The 19,735-nt window shown below is 36.1% G+C and carries 11 protein-coding genes; 4 read left to right on the forward strand and 7 right to left on the reverse strand.

All coding sequences use genetic code 11. The annotated features are described in order from the left end of the window. Positions 1-94: 94 nt before the first annotated feature. The 4 genes from GM921_RS04230 to GM921_RS04245 all read left to right on the forward strand — a co-directional run bounded on the left by GM921_RS04230 (position 95) and on the right by GM921_RS04245 (position 6,510). Positions 95-2,488 carry an NDR1/HIN1-like protein gene (locus GM921_RS04230; protein WP_182921361.1) on the forward strand — a complete coding sequence of 798 codons (2,394 nt, stop codon included), beginning with the start codon at positions 95-97 and terminating at the stop codon, positions 2,486-2,488. Positions 2,489-2,492: 4 nt separating this feature from the next. Then, positions 2,493-3,734 carry an MFS transporter gene (locus GM921_RS04235; RefSeq protein ID WP_182921362.1) on the forward strand — a complete coding sequence of 414 codons (1,242 nt, stop codon included), beginning with the start codon at positions 2,493-2,495 and terminating at the stop codon, positions 3,732-3,734. A gap of 136 nt (positions 3,735-3,870) precedes the next feature. Continuing rightward, on the forward strand, positions 3,871-5,235 hold the full coding sequence (locus tag GM921_RS04240; protein ID WP_182921363.1) for a glycoside hydrolase family 88/105 protein: 1,365 nt from the start codon (positions 3,871-3,873) through the stop codon (positions 5,233-5,235). 15 nt (positions 5,236-5,250) lie between these two features. Further along, positions 5,251-6,510, forward strand: a complete 1,260-nt coding sequence (locus GM921_RS04245; protein WP_182921364.1) for a DUF2264 domain-containing protein — start codon at positions 5,251-5,253, stop codon at positions 6,508-6,510. Positions 6,511-6,603: 93 nt separating this feature from the next. Here GM921_RS04245 and GM921_RS04250 read toward each other — a convergent pair whose 3' ends face one another. From GM921_RS04250 to GM921_RS04280, 7 genes are all read right to left on the reverse strand, one after another. Continuing rightward, positions 6,604-9,261, reverse strand: coding sequence for a gliding motility-associated C-terminal domain-containing protein (locus tag GM921_RS04250; protein ID WP_182921365.1), 2,658 nt, complete (start codon positions 9,259-9,261; stop codon positions 6,604-6,606). A 177-nt stretch (positions 9,262-9,438) separates the two neighbouring features. Beyond that, positions 9,439-10,656: a hypothetical protein gene (locus GM921_RS04255; RefSeq protein WP_182921366.1), complete on the reverse strand. Its 1,218-nt coding sequence runs from the start codon at positions 10,654-10,656 to the stop codon at positions 9,439-9,441. Between the two features lie 20 nt (positions 10,657-10,676). Continuing rightward, complete coding sequence (locus tag GM921_RS04260; protein ID WP_202985627.1) at positions 10,677-12,023, reverse strand: glycoside hydrolase family 2 TIM barrel-domain containing protein; 1,347 nt, start codon at positions 12,021-12,023, stop codon at positions 10,677-10,679. A 10-nt stretch (positions 12,024-12,033) separates the two neighbouring features. After that, positions 12,034-13,671 carry an FAD-dependent oxidoreductase gene (locus GM921_RS04265; protein WP_182921367.1) on the reverse strand — a complete coding sequence of 546 codons (1,638 nt, stop codon included), beginning with the start codon at positions 13,669-13,671 and terminating at the stop codon, positions 12,034-12,036. 20 nt (positions 13,672-13,691) lie between these two features. Beyond that, positions 13,692-15,155 carry a RagB/SusD family nutrient uptake outer membrane protein gene (locus GM921_RS04270; RefSeq protein ID WP_182921368.1) on the reverse strand — a complete coding sequence of 488 codons (1,464 nt, stop codon included), beginning with the start codon at positions 15,153-15,155 and terminating at the stop codon, positions 13,692-13,694. A 2-nt stretch (positions 15,156-15,157) separates the two neighbouring features. Next, positions 15,158-18,379, reverse strand: a complete 3,222-nt coding sequence (locus GM921_RS04275) for a TonB-dependent receptor (RefSeq protein ID WP_182921369.1) — start codon at positions 18,377-18,379, stop codon at positions 15,158-15,160. A gap of 169 nt (positions 18,380-18,548) precedes the next feature. Further along, positions 18,549-19,727 carry a FecR family protein gene (locus GM921_RS04280; protein ID WP_182921370.1) on the reverse strand — a complete coding sequence of 393 codons (1,179 nt, stop codon included), beginning with the start codon at positions 19,725-19,727 and terminating at the stop codon, positions 18,549-18,551. Positions 19,728-19,735 lie beyond the last annotated feature (8 nt).

Raw genomic sequence — 19,735 nt, forward strand, 5'->3', positions numbered from 1 at the left:
AAGATAGCATTTCAAAGCCGCAGTCATTACTAGCAGCAAATATGGAAATGAAATTAAATAAACCAAATAAAAAATTAGAACAAATACTATTTATATGAATTTTCGTCACCTAAAAATATCAGCTGTTGTAATTGGAAGTACATTGCTAACAATGAATGCAATGGGGCAAAATAACAATAAACCTTTAAAAGTCAGTGGAGTGTACCCGCACTTGGCAACTTTTAATGAAGGTTGGACCTTGCCAGGAAGCAAAAAGAAAACCAATGGCGATGGTGGAGAAAATGGAATTGGTGCCATCACACCTTGGGCAAATCAATTATGGATGGTGACTTATTCGCCTCATATGCCAAACGGAAGCTCTGATAAATTATATAGTATTGATAAAAATCTGAAAGTAACCATACATCCAGAAAGCATAGGTGGCACGCCAGCAAATAGAATGATTCATAAAGAATCTAATCAGTTAATTACAAGCAATTATTTTATTGATGATAAAGGAAAAGTGCGAACCATTCCATTTTCAGTAATGCCAGGTAGAATGACCGCAACAGCACGTCATTTAACAGATCCTGCAAACATGGTCTACTTTTACGATATGGAAGGGATGTTATATGAAGCTAATGTACATACACTTGCTGTAAAAAAGCTGTTTAATAAGCCAGTGCCAGGTTGGCACGGAAAAGGAGCTTATACTGCACAAAACCAATTGGTTGTAGCCAATAATGGAGAAGAAGCAGTTTTTAAGCTTACGAAAGATATGCTTGAAGCTGGAGATCTACCTAAAAATGCTGAAGAAAAAGGAGTTTTAGCAAGTTGGGATGGTAAAACTTGGAAAATTATAGAGCGTAGACAATTTACTGATGTAACTGGGCCAGGCGGTATTTATGGTTCACCAACAGATAAAAGCCCGCTTTGGAGCGTCGGTTGGGATAAACGTTCAGTAATGCTAAAACTTTTGGACGGCGGAAAATGGTATACCTATCGTTTACCAAAAGCAGCGCATACATACGATCATAGAGGTGGTTGGTATACAGAATGGCCACGTATACGTGAAGTTGGTAATGGAAAAATGATGATGGATATGCATGCCATGATGTACGATTTCCCCAAAACATTCTCTCGAAGCAATAGCGGTGGCATTACACCAATAAGTAGTCACTTACGTTACATTCCAGATTTTTGTAGCTGGAATAACCAAATTGTAATTTCAACCGATGAAACTACCGTATTAGAAAACCCAATGGCTGGTAGAGCACAATCTAACTTATGGTTTGGTCAATGGAACGATTTAAAAACTTGGGGTGGTGCAACAGGATGGGGTGGCCCATGGGATAAAGACGAAGTGAAAGCAGGACAAATATCCGATCCTTTTCTAGTGAAAGGTTTTGAAAATAAGACATTGCATTTAACACAAAGCTCAAATCAAACAGTAAGTTTTACCATACAGATTGATAAACTAGGCAATAATAAATGGGAAGATTATAAAACCATTGCAATCCCTGCCAACGGGTATCAATACTTTATTTTCCCTGCAGATTTCTCGGCAACGTGGGTGCGCTTTAAAACAAATAAAGACTGTATTGCAACTACATTCTTTCACTTTACAGGTAAAATGCACAAAACAGCAGACCCAATATTTAATAGCCTTGCAGGCATTAACGAAAAGGTGGCAATTAATGAAAACTTAATTCGCCCATCCGGATACAATAAAAACCTTCAGGTATTAAATATCAACAATGGTCAAAAGAAATATAGTGAGATTGATGAAAAACTACAGGTTTTAACTAATACTGCCGACAGTACAAGTGAAATGGAAAGACTGTTAGCGTTTAAGAAAACCTACACCATAGATGAAGCATCAGTAATCATTAAAGATAAAACAGGCACATTTCGCTTACCTAAAACTTCTAATGCTTACGAAACCTTTGCAGCAAGAGATAAACGCGAAACCGAATCAGAACGCTTTATGTTAAACATTCAAGGTACTTTTTATGAAGTAGGTCGTGAATCTGGTTTTATTGCTACTCGCCCAATTACCACACACAACAAAAAAATAATTGATTTTTGTACTTGGAGAGGTTTATTAGTACTAAGTGGAACAAAGCTAAATGCTAAAACCGATGGACATTATTTTGGTAATACAAACAACGGTTTATGGTACGGCGGTATAGATGATCTTTGGAAAATGGGTAAACCAGTCGGACAAGGTGGTGTTTGGAAAAATACTGAAGTTAAAGCCAATACAGCATCCTTACCTTATTTAATGACAGGATATGATAAAAAATCTGTTCAATTAACGGCCGATAAAGACGTAGATATTACTCTTGAAGTTGATTTTGACTTAACAGGATTCAATAAATTTAAAACTTTCCATATACCTGCCGGAAAAACAATTACCTATAATTTTCCCGTTGGTTTTAGTGCACATTGGATAAGAGCAATAGCTAATAAAGAGTGTAAGGCTACAGTTTGGTTTACTTATCAATAATAAAATGGAGAAAGTAGAAGATAAGAAACCAATCCAGTACCTCTTAAGCTCAGTAGTTATTGTAGCTGCGTTAGGTTATTTTGTAGATATATACGATTTGCTGCTGTTTGGTATTGTAAGAATACCAAGTTTAACAGATTTAGGTTTAAATGAAGGACAAAGATCAATAGAAGGAGCTAGTATTTTAAACTGGCAAATGAGCGGCTTATTAATTGGGGGTATATTATGGGGAGTTTTGGGCGATAAAAAAGGAAGATTATCAGTTCTTTTTGGATCTATTATTACCTATTCAATTGCCAATTTCGCTTGCGGATTTGTCCACGATGTAGCTACCTATAAAATACTACGTTTCATTGCCGGTATTGGACTAGCTGGAGAACTTGGCGCAGGAATTACACTAGTTTCTGAAAGCTTGCCTAAAAAATTAAGAGCAATTGGTACATCAGTCGTAGCAGGCGTAGGTCTTTTAGGGGCTATCGCAGCCTATTTTACAGTAGAGCTTTTTAGCTGGAGATATGCGTATTTTACAGGAGGGGGATTGGGTGTATTACTATTGTTTTTAAGAATTGGGGTTTTTGAATCTGGAATGTTTAAACACATCAAGAAACAAGACCAGATTAAAAAAGGCAATTTCCTTTCTTTTTTTACCAATGCAAAACGACTAAAACTCTATCTAAAATGCATTGGTATTGGCTTGCCAACTTGGTATGTGATAGGTATCCTAGCAACCTTTAGTAATGAATTTGGTAAAGCACTCCACATTTCAGAAACCATTAAACCAGGTTTAGCAGTAATGTGGTGTTATATAGGCTTGGCAAGTGGAGATTTGCTGAGCGGTGTACTAAGCTATTATCTTCAATCAAGAAAAAAAGCTGTTGCATTAATGATGCTATTTACCTTAATTGGTACGGTAGGCTATTTATATGCCGGCATTAACAGCTCAGGTGCATTGTATGGAATGTGCTTATGGCTTGGATTTGGAATAGGTTACTGGGCAATGTTTGTTACCATTGGTGCAGAGCAATTCGGAACTAATGTAAGAGCTACAGCAGCAACTACAATCCCTAATATGGTACGAGGAACAGTAGTATTAATGACAAGTTTATATGTCTATTTAAAACCTCAAGTTTTGCCACTACATGCTGCAGCAATTATCGGTTTCATTTGTTTTTCAATTGGCTTTTATTGCATACTTACCATTCCAGAAACACATCATAAAGACCTTGATTTTATTGAGCCAGAATAAAATTTATGGTGATAACATTTCATTAACTTAATAAACAAACGTTTGCGCTATTATAAACTAGCATAAAAGAATTTACATTGCTACTTTGGTGCTATTAATTCAACAATTAATAAACTAAACACCAAATATAAACCAAATGATAAAGCGAACATTTTTAATTCTTTTAATCCCTCTTTTTTTTAGCACGGTAACAGTTAAAAGTCAGTCTGTAACACTAAACGGCGACTCTATTTTCTATCAAATGAAGAAAGTAGCCGACTGGCAATGGAAAAATTTAGAAACAGTAGGATGGAAAAATCCAAAGAAAGACTGGACAAGTGGCGCCATGTATACAGGCATGATGGCATGGGCCAAACTAGCAAATAACGAAACCTATTACCAAAAATTAATTCAAGTAGGAGAAGATAATAAATGGCAAGTAGGAAAATACCGACACTTTGCAGACGATTACTGTGTAGGGCAGCTTTACTCTCAATTATATACCATTTATAAAGAGCCAAAATACATTGCAGACTTTAAAGCATTGGCTGATACAATTACACTGTTGCCACATACCGAAACCCTAGAGTGGAAAAAAAGCATTCATTTAAGAGAATGGGCATGGTGCGATGCCTTATTCATGGGTCCTCCAGCTTTGGGTTATTTAACCGAAGCAACAGGAGACCCTAAATATTTAAATAAATCTGTCCAATTATGGGATAAAACAACAGCATATCTGTACGATAAAGACGAAAACCTGTATTACAGAGATAGTCGTTATTTTGATAAGAAAGAAAAGAACGGAACCAAAGTGTTTTGGGGTAGAGGCAATGGATGGGTAATTGGAGGCTTAGTAAGAGTACTTACTGTAATGCCTAAAAATCATCCAGAAAGAAAAACATTAGAGAATTTATTTGTAAAGATGTCAGCTAAATTAGCAACCCTACAACAACCAGATGGGAGTTGGCATGCTAGCTTACTCGATCCCCAAAGTTACCCATCAAAAGAAACTAGTGGCACTGGTTTCATCTGCTACGCAATGGCATGGGGCATTAATAACGGACTAATCCCAGCTCAAAAGTATACACCAATAGTTAACAAAGCATGGTTAGCCCTAACTACCTCAGTTCACCCAGATGGAAAACTAGGTTTTGTACAAGCGCAAGGTGCAGCACCAGATAAAGTAGGTTACGATGATACCGATGTATACGGAGTAGGTGCCTTCCTTTTAGCAGGCAGCGAAATGCTTCCTTTATACTTAAACCATAAAAGTAATACATTAATTAAAACAGTTTACAACGGAACTGCTACTTCAAAACAACAGCTTGTAGAATTAAAATGGACAGCCATTACTAAGAAAATAAAGAATGCTAACCCTAAAAAACTGGTAGTTCGAGATGGCGCAACTGGCGAAGTAATCAAATCAACCATCGTTTATAAAGGTAAAATACCACAATTAGTGCGATATACCGTAAATGTATCTGCCGGAACCAATAGATTTTTTGTAATCAGTACTAAATAAAAGAACCAACACATCATGAATAAACTTAAATATATGTTTTTGTTGGCGATGATTTTTTTTATCGCTAACACCAACGTTCAAGCACAAGCTGCAAAGAAAACAAAACAAACTCCAGTAGTTAGCGGAGCTCAAGATCGCGAGTATTGGGCAGAGCTATTGTACAAAATAGCTTCCCCAGTAATCTTAAATCTATCAAATAGCACCTTGAAAAAGAATATGCCTGTAGAGGTGCCACCTGGTATGAAATCAGATCCCTTTAAAAAGGTAACCTATCTCGAAGCAGTTGGACGTACAATGGCTGGTGTTGCCCCATGGTTAGCCTTGCCAGATGATGAAACTAAAGAAGGCCAAATGCGTAAAAAACTACGTACGGCACTTTTAAAAGGTATTGCAAATGCAGTTGATCCAGCAAACCCAGATTACCTAAATTTCAGAACGGAAAGCCAACCCATTGTAGATGCTGCGTATATGGCTCAGGCATTTTTAAGAGCACCAAAAGCATTATGGGAACCATTAGATGCCGTAACAAAAGCAAGAATTGCTGAAGAATTTAAAGCGTTGCGTACACGTACAGGTGCATATAACAACTGGTTACTCTTCGCCGGAATTAACGAAGCTTTCTTATTAAGTATTGGCGAGCAAGCTGATCCAGTACGCTTAGAGTTTGCAAAAAGAAAGATCTTAGAATGGTACCAAGGAGATGGTTGGTATAGTGATGGACCAAGCTTTAGCATGGATTATTACAACTCGTATGTTATCCATCCCATGCTAGTTGATTTCTTTAAAGTACTGTCGGATAAGAAAAGAGTAAACGTAGAAATGTACGATACTGCTGTAAAACGTATGGTTCGTTACTCAGAATTTTCTGAGCGAATTATAAGTCCAGAGGGTACTTACCCTGCAATGGGCAGATCTGTAACCTATCGCACTGCAGCTTTCCAAGCACTAGGTCAAGTAGTACTAATGGAGAAATTGCCTACACAAATTAGCCCTGCACAAGTTCGTAGTGGCATAACCGCTGTAATGCACCGCATGTTCGATCAATGCAATAACTTTGATGCAGCCGGTTGGCTAGTTTTAGGTTTCTGTGGTTCACAACCTGAAATTGCCGATGGATATACCTCAACAGGTAGTTTATACATGGCAACACTTGGTTTTTTACCTTTAGGCTTACCAGCAGATAATGTGTTTTGGACATCGCCAGCTGCAGATTGGACTGCTAAAAAAGCTTGGAGTGGACAACCATTTAAAAAAGATTATCACGTAGAGTATTAATCATATAGAGCATACTGAACCAATAACCACTTGTATTGTAATAAAAAAAGAAAGCCATTTATCTCGTTAAGTGGCTTTTTTTTGACTATTTACCTATCGGAGCAACGTTAATGTCCCATTTAAACTTTGGGGTAACGTTGATGTAGTAATCACATAATAATACACGCCAATAGGAGCAGGAGAATTCTTTATATTTCCATCCCATACCGGATTGTTTCCTCGCCCATTAAATACTAAAACTCCTAACCGATTAAAAATCTGGATACTGGAGTTTGGTTCATTTTCTAATCCTCCAACTCTCCAAAAATCGTTTATGCCATCACCATTTGGGCTAAATGCATTCGGTGCAATTATTTCCTTGCAATAAGGAATAACTTCAAAAATTTTACTAGCCTTACACCCATTAATGTCTTCAACTTCAACACTATAAATCCCAGGCTGATTTACTTTTAAACTCGATTCAATTCCACTTTTCCCATTCCAAGTATAATATAAGAAACCTGGTTCGGCATTCAGTGTGAGTTCTTCTTTAAGTATTGTACAAATTTTTAATTTTTCATTTGTTGTTAATGAGGGTAGTGGATTTACCTTCACTTCTACTGGATCACTAATAGTAGCACAATTAAATTCACTTGAAACTTGTACCCAATATGTGCCAGAATGGGTTACACTGATTGTTTCTGTCTTTTCCCCATTGCTCCATAAATAATTCGCATTCGGAAATACGCCTGCACTCAGTTTTACACTTTCACCTTCACAAATGGCTTTATTAACTGAAGCTGAAATAACTACTGATAATTTGTTATTGAAGGTAATAGGTAATTCTGATGTACTTTTTGAACAGCCTAAAGTATTTAGTAGCTCTACTTTATATTTTCCATCAGTGGTTGTTGTAAGTTCGTTTTGATTAGCGAAAGCTGTAAGTTCCACTCCATTTAAATACCATTTTGTTTGATATCCTTGACTATTTGCAATACTTAATGTTGCCACTTCTCCAACACAATAACTTACCTTGTCTTTTGCGATGTTAGGAATATCCATGGTTATAAAGTTCAGGCTAACACTTGAAGAAAACTGAGCCCCAGGACAAGCGTTATTATTCACTTCAACTTTATATTTTCCTGTAGCTGTTGCTGAATAATGGAATTGTGTCGCTCCAATAATCTTCACTTCATCCTTGTACCATTGATAGCTGTAGTTGCTTATACTTTTTGTTTCCATTACATAAGGTTGATTATTACAGATATTAACATTTGATGGAGGAGAAAAAGTGATTTCTGGACCTGGGTTGTTAATAATTACGATTGGAATGGAAGTGAGTGAAATCCCTTCGCACAATACTGTTATCTTCACTTTATAGGTTCCCGACTCCTTGAGGTCTACTGTTAATTTACCAATCCAATCCGTTATTTCAATATCATCTTTGTACCATTGTGTTAAAACTTCGTTTTTAGATACTTCTGGAATTCTAGCCGTTATAGTTTGCACTTGACTACCGCAGATTTCAAACACTAATTTTGAAAAATCACCTGTATTTTTTGGAAAACCTAAATAATGAAAATCTGAGTAAGCAAAATCCTTATAATAGTCTTGATCCAAAGTTGCATACACTTTGCGCAGACCAGTAGAAGAAGCCACCCATAAAATTTTTTCGCAAACAGAGGGAGCATACCATCCTGAGCTAATATCTATTATACTTTCAACTTTTGTATCCATGCTCAATGAATAAATTTTTTCATTGGGAAAAATGTTATGTTTTACAAATTTTACACGGTTCACATCCGAATAGCCATAGAGTTCATGGAAAATTGAACTTGGTGTATAATATAAACCATTATTGGTGGCAGCTAACACAAAATTCTGACGATAAATAGGTGTTAATGCAAATATTTCTTCTAAATCATTTATTGTTTCGTTGGCAATTACTTTTTTAATTGGGCTACTACAGCCATAGGTTCTCATTACAAATAAATCATTGTTATTACCCCAAAAGCTTAAAATATTTGGAGTCGCATATTCCCTCCAACCCAATGCCATCAATGAGGCATTAACAGTACTATAATCAGGTGCTTGGTCTGGCAATATCGAAACAATAGTAGTAGATCCTCCAATATAATTTACAGTAACATGATCTGCAGTTTTACAATATGTATAATTTGGATATTCGTACTGAAAATCAACAGATTTGTATCCTTTATTTGTTATTCTCCAATTAGGTTCATTCACAATTGGCGGATTGTCATAAGGAATTTGCACTGTTACAGCTACATCACCTCTTACCAATTTATAAAGATGTTTGTTTGTTGCTACTGCCAGATAATTTGGAATTATTGTCTGCGGGTTGTTTATGTAATAAGTAGATAGAGCGGTCGGATAAACTACAGAAATATCGTTTATTCGAGTAACATCTGGAAATGGCACTTTAATTTCATACTTAATACCAGACTTAAAATAGATAATGATGTCTGGTTTTAACAAGAAGTACATTTCGCTTTCATTGAACCCACTAACTTGATCAATTTCAAACATGCTAGTTGGTTGATAGATTATAAAATCTGCATCAACAGGTCTCTTAAGAAAAACTTTTCCATCTATTGTCAGTGCCCATACAGAATGATCTTCTACTGCTACAAAAACTTGTTTTATGACTTTTCCATCTAGAAATTTTTCACCTACGGTAAGATTAAGCTGTGCATACGTATCAGAAATAGAAATAAATAACAAAATTATAAACAGTGGGATTGAGCGCATATATTAAGATGATAATCGGACCCAATTTATTAAAATAGTATGATAAATTTTATTTGTTTGTTGTAACAATGAAAATTCATTTCCAATAAAGATCTTGATAAGTGCTAGTACTACTAGGTTATTAAAAAAAGCCACTTATGTACATAAGTGGCTTTCCTTTTAGTAGCTTTTTTAGTGTTAAGGCTGCATTTTAACATCAATAGTAATAAAGCCAGCATTGTTTGCAGGGATCGATTTAATCAACATCAACCCATGTTTGCCTTTCACTGTTTTAAATACAATGATATCATTTGCTACAATTTTATTTACGTTATCTGTGGTTACACCACCAGCAGTAAACATGGCTTCAATTTCTTTATCCATTTTAAGTGCAGCAAAATTAGCAGGCGTAACAGTGGGGTTTAACCTTATCATTTGTGTTGCATTTCGTACTGGCCAACTCGCTACGGCATCAACCCCAGAATTGGCTGTAGTATAAATAACAGGTGCATTCGCAAACGAAGGTGCAGTAATATTCACCCCAGTTGCAGCTCCACTCACAAAGCTTAATAAATCAATACTAGCACTTCTCGCAGCAACTCCTGCTCTTAAATAAGTTGCCCCGTCTGCCGAACTATAAAACTGACCATTACTTGTATTGTTTTGTCCACCCATTAAAATAGTATACTCTTGTACAGCACGAGGTGGTCGTTCTCCCTTCACAAAAAGCGAATACGTAGCTGTTTTTTCCTTGTCCTCGCTATCAGTTACCAAAATAGTGAAAACTAAAGTTTGCCCTGCATCATCATCAGTTGTCGTATACAAAAATGCAAACTTGTCAGTTAATGGATTTGCAAAAGTAGTCTTAGTAAGACTAGGTAATTCTACACCATTTTTTAATACCTGAATACTTTTCATAGCCAATTGTGAGGTAACATCAACCGTAAAATTAATATCTTGATACAGAATGGTATTTGCAGGTGCCGTAGTAGGAATTTTTATGTCGATAAAAACTGGTGCAGCTTTTACATTTACTACATAATTTGCGGTTGTAGTCGAACCTTCAGTATCATACGCAACAATTACAAAATTGAATTTTTTACCAATATCAAATTTACTTGCAGTAAATGTAAACTTATAGGTTCCTGTTTTTGTATCTGTATAGGTTTTAACAGTTCCATCAATTAGTTGAAAGTCTTTTCGAACTTCCACTTTTTGTAAACCAGCACCAGCTATTACTTCCACATCAAAGCTAACAGGTCTATTAGCGAAAATGGTATCAGAAACTGATGTCGGAATATTAATCCTGAAATTTGCATTGCTTTTCTCTACTACATCAGTTTTTTCACAACTTGTAATCAGAGAAACTGTACCTATTAATAGGATTACGGCGAAGTATAAAATTAATTTCTTCATTTTATTTAATTTATAAAAGATTATTCAACAAGAAAAGGAACACAAGCACTGGCTACTTTGTTATGATTATCGTACACAAACACATACAATCTATATTCTCCAGGACTCGCAGGCGCAGTAAAATTGATGTTTTTACTATTTTGTGTTTCAATCAATCCTGGAATTCCAGGAGGGAAACCCCCATCAGCAGCGGAAGTACCTTCTAGCATCACAACCCATTCGTACGTTAAAGGATCACCATCAGGATCACTAGCAGTAACCGTAGCAATGTTTTTCGATGATTTTTTAACTTTAACAATATCTTCAGGTCGTTTTCCATTCATCAACATATCGTTTCGAGAGGTAATTACTGGTGCTCTATTGCTTGGGTATTGTCCTGTCCAACTAAATTGTAAGGCATCTACAGTAGCATTTGTTCGACCTTTTCTATCATGTGTACCATACCAGTTTACCACATCACCATGCATTTGATATCCCCACACAAAAACATAAGAACCAATACAACCATTATTTACATTTCCATAAATCCAATCTTTATACACCTGTTGATAAATGACAGCTTTTTCTGTGCTGGTTTGTTCTACAATTCCACCCCATGGTAAAACGCGAGTAGGTTCTGGTGCCATAGATTGTGCGCCACGTGGACCATATTCTGAAACCATATAAGGTTTTGTCCAACCTGCCGCTTGTATATTGCCAAGGTTAGTCGGCATTTGTGGCGCATACGTATTAATGGATAAAATATCAACATCTGGTGCACGTTGCATCATGTCTTTAATCCTAACGGGATCAACGCCTGCTAAAGCAACAGAAGTAGGATGATTTGGATCAATTTCATGAATCATCTTTGCAATTTCGCCAACAGCATCCCATAATTTTAAATTGGTATACATCGACTCTGCTTCGTTTCCAATACACCATATTAATACTGCCGGATGATCTTTAAACCGCATTACTTCTTCTTTAATACGATCTAATTGTGCTTTTACAGCAACAGGGTCATTGTAATTAAAACCGTCTCTTTCGCGATTAACCCAAATCCCCATCATTACACTTAGGCCATTCGCTTTAGCTAGATCCAATGTTTTTTGGGTACTATCATTTGTGCTATACGTTCTAAAGGTATTCCCACCATAATCGTCAATCTTATCGTAAAACTGATTTGCTGCAGCCCCACGAACATAATATACCTGTCCATCTTTATATAAGCGCCATTTACCATTTACTTTAACGGTCTGAACTTTTGCTGATGTTAAAACTGGGGCATTTACAGTTTCATTGGGCAAAGTATATGCTGCGGGATTTTTCTCACAGGATAGTGTGAAAATACTTAAGCATAACATACAAAGTTTCATTAACTTCTTCATCTCTTTAGATTTATTTACTTAACGTTAATATCTGTTTCCCTTCCAATAATTGCTTTTGCAAAATTGAATAAGGGAGGTCTTGAATAGGTGTATTTTGATCAATTGCAAGTGCAGCTGCAGTACCTGCCGATTGTCCAAGTACAAAATAAACAGGCTCCATTCTAATGGTAGTAAAGGCTACATGTGATGCCGAAAGACATACGGGTACTAATAGATTGGTACATTCTGCTTTCTTCGGTAAAATAGCTTGATAACCGATAGGATAAGGAGTTGTTGCTGCGAAAACTGAACCTTCATCATGTACTTTTCCATCTGTGCCAACCACTCTCGAAACCATATGGCAATCTAACGCATAAGAGCCCATACCAATGGGATTTGGAGTTTCTTCACGATTAGTTTTAACCACATTCTTTTCGGTCATTACATAATCTCCAACCAATCTTCTCGCTTCCCTTACATACAATTGAAAGGGAAAGTTGTTATTGTCTTTAAATTCATCCTTAGGAAAACCCCATTCTTTCATTTCTGTTCTAATGTGCAATGGAATTCTTTCGTCATTTCCTAATAACCACAACATCCCAATGGCATAATCTTCATGTTGTTTAGCTATTTCTTCTCGTGTCTTATAATCTGCATTGGTATAATCAAAACTAGCACCAAAAAAATCAAGGTGATTAGTGTCAGTTTTACGATTTGGCATAGGAGTGAGGGTAATGATATTTTGAAGCTTAGTATCTGGCGATAGCATTAATCGACGAACCAATACTTCATGCCATAATGGATTATAATTTGCAGGTTTCTTAATTTCAACTCTGTTTTTAGGATCGTTAGTTAAGGTTACACGATAGGTGAAAGCCTGAAAACGTTGATCAGCTTCTCCTTCTTTACCCCATAGTTTAGCATCAACAAAAGGTAATAAACCCGATGAAGGAACGCCTGGAGTAATGTAAGGATCAATAGAAACGCCATCTTTACCAATCACACCATTTAAGCGTATACCATTCAAAGTTTCATTATACTGGCTATTTGCCTCTCTTCCAGTCGCAAAAGATACACCTGCTTTGGCTAGTAAATCTCCCTCATATGAAGCATCGATAAATATTTTTGCTTCATACTTGCCACCATTCTGCATTTGAATACTCGTAATTGTGGTTCCAATCTTTGTGACTTGCAGCTTTTCATCTATTTTCTGATTGTAAACCAAGGTTACACCAGCAGTTTTAAGCATCTCGGTTAATACTTTTTCGGCAACTTTAGATTCATAAACCCATTGCATTTTCAACGAATCATTTTTACCGGTATAAGTTCTTTTTTTCGAAGCAACAAAAAAGCTATCGCGATTTTGATTCTTCCATGATTGTGGTTTTTGATAATAGGAGTAAATGTTTTGGTAAAACTCACGAGCAACACCACCTACAACTGCAAATCGGTTTAAATCGGTCGCGGTTAAGCCAGATGCGGTAACACCACCAATGTGTTTGGTTTGCGAAATTAAGACCACTTTTTTTCCCATTCTCGCTGCCTGTATTGCCGCACCAGCGCCAGCTACAGTTTCTCCATACACACACACGTCGTATTTTTTAGGTGCGATGGTAAAGGCAGTGCATAATGCAGCTAAAAATAGAATAGCAATAAATTTATATTTCATCTCTTTTGTTCGTTTTATAATTAGTATCCAGGGTTTTGTACCAGTGCCTTGTTCACTATTAATTCATCCTGTGGTAAAGGCAAGAATAGGTGCTTATCTTCAATTAATATAGTGGGGTCTTGTGCATTTACAGCAGCTTTTAACTTGCCCATTCTTAACAAATCAAAGCGACGTTGTCCTTCAAATGCAAATTCTAATCGGCGTTCTAACAATACACTGTCCCTAAATTGTTCAGTGCTTAAACCTCTAGTTAAATCTCGTGTAGAAGGTGTATTAATTGGTAAACTAAAAGCACGTCGGCGTACTTGATTAAAGGCTTCATACGCATCATTACTGCCTAAACTAAGTTCATGCAAGGCCTCTGCATACATCAACAATACATCTGCATAGCGAGCGATATAATAATTATTTCCGCCATCCTCTAAGGTCAGCTCTGCTGGATCTTGGTATTTGTTTACATAGTATGGATATACCACCGATGCGGGTGCTGTAGGCACATAAAGTACATTCACATCTCTACGCAAATCACCTTGAGAATATGCTTGATAATGATTTAGCGTAACCGGATTATCGCCATTTCCAGCCAATACACCTGTTGGTGGTTTAATAACTAATGCCGATGGTCTAAAAAAGCCAGCATATGATGAACCAAAGCCCGCTCCAGAAGTTGCTGTATTACTATATTGAACTTCAAAAATAGATTCCTTCCTGTTTTTATTAGCAATTGTAAATACTTCCTTATAAGTAGGCCAAAGCGAATAGATACCCATATCCATTACTTTTTTGGCTTCTGTTGCAGCTTCTGCATACATTTTTTTAGTAAGGTATACTTTAGCTAATAAGGTCATTGCCGCACCTTTTGTAGCTCTGCCTAAATCACTACCAGTATAAGTAGTTGGAAGATTAGCGCTTGCTGCTTTAAAATCTGCGATAATCTGTGCATAAATTTCATCAATTGATGATTTAGCAAGATCAAGATTATCTAAGGATGTAGTAGGTTTATTGGTTAAAGGAACTTCACCAAATAATCTCACCAAGTTAAAATACATCAAGCCGCGTAAAAAATAAGCCTCACCAACATATTGCTTTTTCTTGGTTTCGTTAATGTTCATTGGCGGCACATTAGCAATAATGATATTGGTTCTATTAATCACTCGGTACTGAATTTGCCAATGGCGATAAATTACATCGGTAGCGGCATTAAAAGTGAATTTATCAATTGCTAATTTTCCTGCATTTCCAGTATTTCTACCTTTTCCCCATTCTGCATCATCTGTTCCCTGCGACTGCATAGTTTCGCTAAACTGATTGTACAAATCATGAGAAGTTAAAGAGGTGTATAATGCATTTACAGCAGCTTCTGCATCTTTTTGCACCAGAAAAATATTCTCAGAAGTATTTATACTATCTGGCACTTGTTCTATTTTAGCACATGATGAAACTAAAACCATAGCTACAAACATGTATGTGTATATCTTTTTCATAATTAAAACTTCGCTAAAATTCCTAATGTAATTGTTCGTACAGATGGATAAGCACCCGAATCATAACCTTGTCTAACATTATCAGATGCATATCTACTTACTTCTGGATCTAGACCTGAATAATTGCTAAACGTGAGTAGATTTTGAACATTTGAATATATTTTTACCGACTGTAGTTTCACTCTTTTAGTAAGAGATGATGGCAGGGTATAAGCAAGTTGAACATTCTTTAAACGGAGGTAAGATCCATCTTCTATATAGGTATTGTTCGCTTCAACATCAGATCTTGTGCTACTTGCTCTTGGAATGTTCGTGTTTTTGTGAGTAGGGGTCCATCTATCCAATGCCTCTATTGTTTGATTTTGTAAACCTCTTAAATTAAGTAGCACATTTCTATTCAAGTTGTAAATTTCATTGCCATATACAAATTGAAGGAAGAATGAAAAATCAAATCCTTTATAAGAAAAAGAGTTGTTGAACCCACCAAAAAATGCAGGTTGAGCATTTCCCATTACTCTTCTATCCAAAATGTTGATGATCCCATCGCCATTAAAATCGATATATCTCAAATCACCAGGTTTTGCAGTTCCTTGAGAAGACGCTAAAACTTCTTCATCAGATTGAAATAAACCATTGCTGATATAGCCTAAAAAGTTACCTACAGGTTGTCCAACTTTTAAAAGCGCAGTAGTTAAGCCCGAAGGAATAATTTCATCTTCAACACCTAGGTCTAAGACTTTATTTTTGTTGAAGGAAATATTAAAACCTGTGTTCCATTTAAATGCACCATCTAGTGGAACAGCATTTACAGTAAATTCTAAGCCCTTATTTTCTAAGGAACCTACGTTTTTAATCCCATCGGTAAAACCTGAAGAAGCTGGAACAGTAACTTCCAGTAATAAGTCTCTTGTTTTTTTATGATAGGCATCGATAACAAATGATAATCTATTTTTAAAGAAACCAAATTCTAAGCCGATGTCTGTTTGCAAAGTAGATTCCCATTTTAAATTCTGATTACTAATTTGAGTAGGAGTAATACCACTTACTACATGACCATCAAATACATAATTAGAAGCTCCCCATAAATCTAATGCACTATAATTTCCAATGCCTTCCTGATTTCCAGTTAAACCATAACTTGCTCTAACTTTTAAATCGCTAAATACGTTTAAGTTTTTGATAAAATCTTCTTCTATTCCACGCCAAGCAAATGCTGCAGATGGGAAAAATCCCCAACGGTTATTCTTTCCAAATCGAGAAGAGCCGTCATATCTGCTAGTTAAGGTTAATAAATAACGATCTTTAAACGCATAATTTACTCTACCTAACCAACTTAATAATGTCCATCCACTAGTAGATGAAGTAGGTAATTGTGCCAACGCCTGACTACCTAATCCTAAGTTATTGCTTCCAGTATTATCATTTAAAAAACCTTGTGCTGTTGCAGTTAATACCTCTAAACGAGAAGATTGTTGAGTAAAACCTGCCAAAATATCAAAACGATGATTGCCGAAGGTTTTGTTGTAATTAACTGTATTTTCATTTAACCAAGTTAGGTTTCTACCTGTAGTTATTTCCGCATCTCCACCAACCAATGAACCTGTATATACGCTTTGCGGCATATAGGTGTTGTTTTTGCTGAATACTGCATCTAATCCCCACATGGTTCTTACAGTAAGGCCTTTAATAATTTCGGCACTGATGTAGGCATTACCTAAACCCCTAAAATTTCCATTTTTATTTTCATAGCCATTAATTAAAGCTACAGGATTGTTAAATCCATTTCCTTGGTTATTGAACTGGGTATAACTACCATCTAATTGTTTAATGGGAAGATTTGGAGCAGTCGTAGACATAGACGATAGTGAGGCTGCATTAATTCTATTCGTAGTTACATTGCTAACCGTTACGCTGCTTCCAAATTTTACCGCAGGTGATATGTTATAATCTGCATTTAAACGCAATGAATAACGTTCTAAATCAGATGATTTGATAATTCCTTGTTGATCGAAATAATTAAATGTTGCCAGATACTGTGATTTATCGCTTCCTCCACTTGCCGATAACGAATAACTCTGCATAGGGGCAATGTCTCTAAAAAGCTCATTTTGCCAATCGGTAGAAACTGGATTTAAAGCTGGGTCATAAACTAATGGACCGCCTTCAGCCAAACTTGCATCATTTGCTAATGTTTCAAATTGTTTGGCATTGAGTAATTTGTATCTTTCTAATTCATTTTGGAAACCTGAATAAATATCTAAAGCAATGTTTGTTCTATTTTTAGCACCTCTTTTTGTAGTGATTAATACTACTCCATTTCCACCTCTAGAACCATAAATTGCAGTAGCGGACGCATCTTTTAAAACTTCCATCGATTCTATATCTGATGGGCTGATCGTATTTAACGGATTTAATGATGAACCATCGCTTGTTGAGCTCACAAAAACAGGAACCCCATCAATTACATATAAAGGTTCATTACTACCATTGATTGAATTTCCACCTCTAATTCTTACCGATGAACCACCACCTGGCATTCCAGAGTTCTGCACAAAGGATACACCAGCAACTCGCCCCTGTAAAGCTTGATCAACTGAACGCAAAGGAGTACCTTCTAAATCTTTCATTTTTACCGAAGAAACTGATCCCGTAATATCGCTTCGCTTTTGTGTACCATAACCTACTACAACTACCTGCCCCAAAGCCATGTCTTGAGGAATAAGATTTACGGTAATAGTAGTTTGATTGCCAACAGTTACTTCTTGAGGGGCAAAGCCGATGTAAGAAAAAACTAAAATGGAATTTTCTCCACTTACGGTGATGCTATAATTGCCTTTATTATCAGTAATTGCAACTGTAGTTGTACCTTTTACCTTAACACTAGCTCCAGGAATGGGTGAGCCTTTTTCATCATTTACAGTTCCTTTAATAACTACAGGTGCCTTTTGCTCATCAGATCCTTTCTTTTTTACCACAATTGTGCCTTCAAAGATTTTGTAGGTAAGCGGTTGCTCCTTAAAACAAAGGTCTAGTGCGTCCTTTAAGGCAACATCCTTTACATTAATAGTTACTTTTTCTGCGCCAATGAGTTCTGTAGCATCATAAAGAAAAGAATATCCTGTTTGCTTTTTTATGCTTTGAAAAACCTGTTCTAGGTTAGCATTCTTTTCATTCAGGCTTACTTTTTGACCATTTACATAGCTGCTTGCTAGTAAAAATGGCATTATCATTGCCAAAACAGATAACTTTAGAAAGAGGGTAGGTTTTCGGTGTTTAAGCCATAACAATACCCTGTCCATTTTTAGGTAGACGCTGTTCATCATATTTAATATTTGGTTAATTGTATCCTAGGTATTAAATCCTAAGATTGGTTATTCATCGGTTTTACCCGAATTATTTTGCTTTAATTGTAATCGTTTTAGAATCTAAACTGAGGTTGATACCTTTATATTTCAACATATTTACTAATTCTTCAAGTTTTACTTTTCTCGGAATTTCACCTGTTAATTTTGTTGTGGGCACTTTACCGTCATAGCTTACGTCAACATCATACCATCTTTCTACCTGACGCATAACAGTTGGTAAATCAGTATCATTAAAGGCAAACAAGCCGTTTTTCCAAGCCACAATCTGATCGGTATTTGCTTTAATTACTTTTAACTGTTCACCAGAAATCTGTGCCTGCTCACCTGGTACTAATATTTTTGATGAACTTCCATTACTCACATTTACAGAACCTTCTAATAAGGTAGTTTTAATTACTTTTTCGTTTGGATAAGCCATCACATTAAAGTGCGTACCCAATACTTCAACTGATGTTGAACCAGAAATTACTTTAAATGGCATTTTCGCATTTTTGGCTACCTCAAAATAGGCTTCACCCTCTAAGTAAACTACACGATCAGCACCTTTAAACTGTGTTGGGAAACGTAGCGAAGAACCAGCATTTAACCAAGCCTTAGTTCCATCTGCCAGCACCAGCTGATATTGTGTTTTTCGTGGAATAACAATCGTATTATAGGTTAAAGCAGTATTTTTATTTTCGTTTTTACCATAAACTAAAGTGCTCGAGTCGTTTTCTATAACTGTCCCATCATTCTCACTTAACTTTTTATTAGCACTTTTAGATAAATCGACTACACTTCCATCATTCAAAATTAATTGCACCTGATTATAAGTGGATGGATTTGCTTTTTTGGTACGCAATTGCGCCATTTGAACTTCATTCAATGCATTGCGATTAGCTTTATAAACTAATAAAGCACCAACAATGAATAACGGCAAAAGCAGTGCGGCTGCCCAAGCCCAACGTTTAGTAAATAAATTCCTAGTAGGAATTTCTGGTAGCGTTTGCGCCTTTATCTTACCCCACATTTGGTTGCTGTTAGCAATTTCCCAATGTTTAATTTGCTTGCCAACATAGTTTACGTCTGTAAGCTGATTAAATAGGAGTTGATTGGATTCATTTTGCTTGCACCACGCTTGAATTTCATCAATTTCTGATGGAGTAGTTTCTCCTTTCAAGTATTTGGTAATAAGATCGGCAATATGAAAATCCATAATTCTTTGCATAATTAATA

The organism is Pedobacter planticolens (genome assembly GCF_014172375.1).
In the GTDB taxonomy this organism is placed as follows: Bacteria; Bacteroidota; Bacteroidia; order Sphingobacteriales; family Sphingobacteriaceae; genus Pedobacter; species Pedobacter planticolens.